Here is a 3823-nt window from a genome sequence, read left to right as displayed (position 1 = left end):
CATTGAACGGGTCTGCAACGAACTTCTCGGCGGTCAGTTCAGGGCGATTCAAATACCCTTTCGCCACGCCATCGCCGCCGATGTACAACTCGCCGGCCACGCCGATGGGCACGGGTTGCTGGTTGGCGTCCAGCACATAGACGCGGGTATTGCCAATCGGACGACCAATCGGGATACCGCCCTCGCCCACCTGCTTGATTTCATGGGTGGTGGTGAAGGTGGTGGCTTCGGTCGGGCCGTAGCCGTTGAGCAAGTGAGCCGGCGCGCCTTCCTTTAGAACGCGACCGATCACCGCCGGGTCGAGCACATCGCCACCGACGATCAGGTAGCGCAGTTGGGCGAACACCGGCATCAGCCCGGCGGCGTATTGGTGGAACAGGCCAGCGGTCATCCACAGCACGCTCACCGATTGCTCGAGCAACAGCGCCTGGAAATCCGCCTGGGACAACAGCACGTCCTGGTCGACCACCACCACGCAACCGCCATTGAGCAACGGTGCCCAGACGTCGAGGGTGCTGGCGTCGAAGGCCGGGTTGGAGGCAAAGGCGACTCGGTCCTCGGCGTTGAAGTCGGCGTAACCGTTGTTGATCACCAGTCGGTTGATCGCCCGGTGCGGCACCAGCACGCCTTTCGGGGTGCCGGTGGAACCGGAGGTGTACATGATGTAGGCCACCGCTTCGCTGCTTTGCACCAGATCGAGGTTATCGGCGGTTTCATTGAGGACCAGCGTGTCCAGGTCCAGCCGTTGTGAGGCTTCAGGCGCTAGCGCCGTGCTCGACGTCAGCACGACTTGAGCCCCGCTGTCCTGCACCATGAACTGTTGCCGTTCCAGCGGCGCGCTGACATCCAGCGGTACATAGGCGGCGGCACACTTGAGGATCGCCAGTTGGCTGACCAACAGCTCGAGCGAACGCTCCAGGGCAATCGCCACCCGATCGCCCGGTTGCACACCCAGGCCGACCAGATGACGGGCCAGGCCATTGGCCCGGTGGTTCAACTCGGTGTACGTCAGGCTTGGGGCATTGTGTACGGCCGCAATGGCTTGCGGACGCTGCGTGACCTGCGCCTCGAACAGGCCATGGACAGTCCTGTCCTGGGGATAGCGGCGAGTGGTGGCGTTGAAATCCACCAGTAAGTGGCGACGCTCGGCCGACGGCAGGATCGACACGCTGTTCAACGGCGTCTGCGGCATTTGTTCCAGCGCCTCGACCAGATGCTCCAAGGCGATGTTCATATAGACACACATCCGCTGCGCACCGATCCGAGGTACCGCCAGTGCCGACACATAAAAACCTTCGCCCAGGTCATCCACCGACAAGGTCAGCGGGTAGTTGGTACGTTCTTCACTGCCCAGGGCCTCGATGCCCTCCCAGGCAGCAAACGCTTCGCTCGACGCCGTGCCCATTGCGCTGTGCCGGTAGTTGAGCAAGGCGCTGAACAACGGCAGCGGCGCGGCGACGCCGCTGCAACGTTGGGCCAGGGACAGCGAGGCGTGCTCGTGCCCCAGCAGACCGGTCAAACGCGCGTGGGTGGCTTTCACCCCGTCACGCACGCCTCGGGTATCGACATCCACCCGCAATGGCAGGGTGTTGATGAACATGCCCAGTGCCCGGTCGGCGCCCTCACCGCCCTGCATCCGGCCCATCAACACCGTGCCAAAGACCACATCCTGCTTGCCGGACACTTTGCTCAGGACCTGCGCCCACGCCAAGTGATGCAGGCTCGCAGCGCTCACCCCCAACTGACGGGCCTGGGCCCGCAGGCGCCGGCTGAGGTCGGCGGCGAGGTTGAGTCCGGCCGCTTCGATATCGCTGCCGTCGCCACGGACATCCAGCAAGCCGAACGGCAACGTGGGTTCCTCGATGTCGCCGAGCATGTCGCGGAAGAACCCTTCATGTTCCTCACGGCTCACGCCCAAGCGGGCCTGGGCCACGTAGTTGCGGAACGGTACCGCTTCGCCCAACCGATCAGCGTGGCCCAGCAGGTGCGCCTGCATCTCGTGTTGCACCACTTCCAGCGCCGTGTGATCAAGGGCCATATGGTGGAACAACAGCATGGCGATCCACCGCTGGTTGGCGGTGTCATGGGTGAACGCCAGGCGCATCAGCGGCGCCTGGCGTACATCGAGGCGCAGGTGCTGCCGGTCGAAGCGTTCGAGAAGCTGCGTGGCGACATCGTGGCCCGGCTCGAAAACACACTCGTCCAGAATCAATTGCGCCTGGCGAACGACCACTTGCACCGGCTCGCACAGGCCTTCCCAGAGTACAGCGGTGCGCAAGATGTCATGCCGGTCGATGACGCTTTGCAATGCGTCGACAAAGGCGTCCAGCCGGGCGCGGTCCTTGAAGTTGAAGGTGGCCTGCTGCACGTAGAGATCACCCTGCTGCGAAGCCAGGTGGTGATACAGGATGCCTTCCTGCAACGGCGCCAGGGCATAGATGTCCTGGACATTGCTTATGCCGCCCGGCACCGTCGCGACGATCTGCTCGATTTCCGCTTGGGACAGATCGGCCAACGGCAACATGTCCGGCGTGATGCGGGCGCAGCCGCGGGTAATGCCGTTGACCGGCACCATGACCTCCGTCACGCCCCCCACGGCCGCCGCCAATGCCGCCAGCGTCGGCTGGCCGAACAGCACGCGGACATCGGCGCTCAGGCCCACTTGGCGCATGCGTTCGATCAGCGTGACCGCCAGCAGCGAGTGGCCGCCCAATTCAAAGAAATTGTCATGGCGACCGACCTGCTCGACCTGGAGCAACTCGGCCCACAACTGTGCCAGGGTCGTTTCGACGGTGCCCTGCGGGGCCTCGTACTCACGAGCGATCACCGCTGAGTGATCCGGTGCCGGCAGCGCCTTGCGGTCGAGTTTGCCGTTGGGGGTCAGCGGCAGCACATCGAGCCGGATGTAGGCGGTCGGCACCATGTACTCAGGCAGTTGCCCTAGCAGATGAGCGCGCAAGGCTTCGATGTCAGCGAACGCTTCTGGTGCATGAGGTGTGAAATAGGCCACCAGGCGTTTCTCGCCCGGCACGTCTTCACGGGCCAGCACCACAGCTTCTTTCACCGCCTCATGCTGCGCCAGCCGCGCTTCGATCTCGCCCAGCTCGATGCGGAAACCGCGGATCTTCACTTGGTCATCGTTGCGCCCCAGGTACTCGATGTTGCCGTCCGGCAGGTAACGACCCAGGTCGCCGGTGCGGTACATCCGCGCATTTGCCGCGGTGCTGAACGGATCCCCCAGGAAACGCTCGACGGTCAATTCCGGACGGTTCAGGTAACCCCGCGCCACCTGCACGCCACCGATGTAAATTTCCCCGGCCACGCCCAAAGGCACCGGTTGTCGATGGGCATCGAGCAGGTAGATCCGGGTGTTGGAAATCGGCTTGCCGATGGGCGTGCTGTCCGGGGTTTCTGCACCCGTGCAATCCCACGCCGTCACGTCCACCGCCGCTTCGGTCGGGCCGTACAGGTTGTACAGGCTGCTGTGCGGCAGTTGCGTCTTGAAGCGCCGCACCAGATGCCCCGGCAACGCCTCGCCGCTGCACATCACCCGCACCAAGCCTTCGCACTGACCTGCCTCGCCATGGGCCAGGAACACGTCGAGCATCGACGGCACGAAGTGCAATGTGGTGATGCCTTGGGCCTGGATCACTTCGCGCAGGTAGGCAGGATCACGATGCCCGCCCGGACGGGCCATCACCAACCGCGCACCGCTGAACAGCGGCCAGAAGAACTCCCACACCGACACGTCGAAGCTGAACGGGGTCTTTTGCAGCACTGCGTCTGTGGCGCTCAAGGCGTATTCGTCCTGCATCCACAACAG

The 3823-nt window shown here is 63.9% G+C and carries 1 protein-coding gene; it reads right to left on the bottom strand.

The genetic code is table 11. The features are described 5' to 3' along the window. Positions 1 to 3823, bottom strand: a 3823-nt coding sequence (locus AACY31_RS28255; RefSeq protein WP_339505581.1) for an amino acid adenylation domain-containing protein, incomplete at both ends; no start/stop codon positions are given.

Source organism: Pseudomonas sp. RL_105y_Pfl2_101 (assembly GCF_963970585.1).
In the GTDB taxonomy this organism is placed as follows: domain Bacteria; phylum Pseudomonadota; class Gammaproteobacteria; order Pseudomonadales; family Pseudomonadaceae; genus Aquipseudomonas.
Note: the sequence above shows the minus strand (reverse complement) of the source record. Positions and strands in the feature narration are given on the sequence as shown.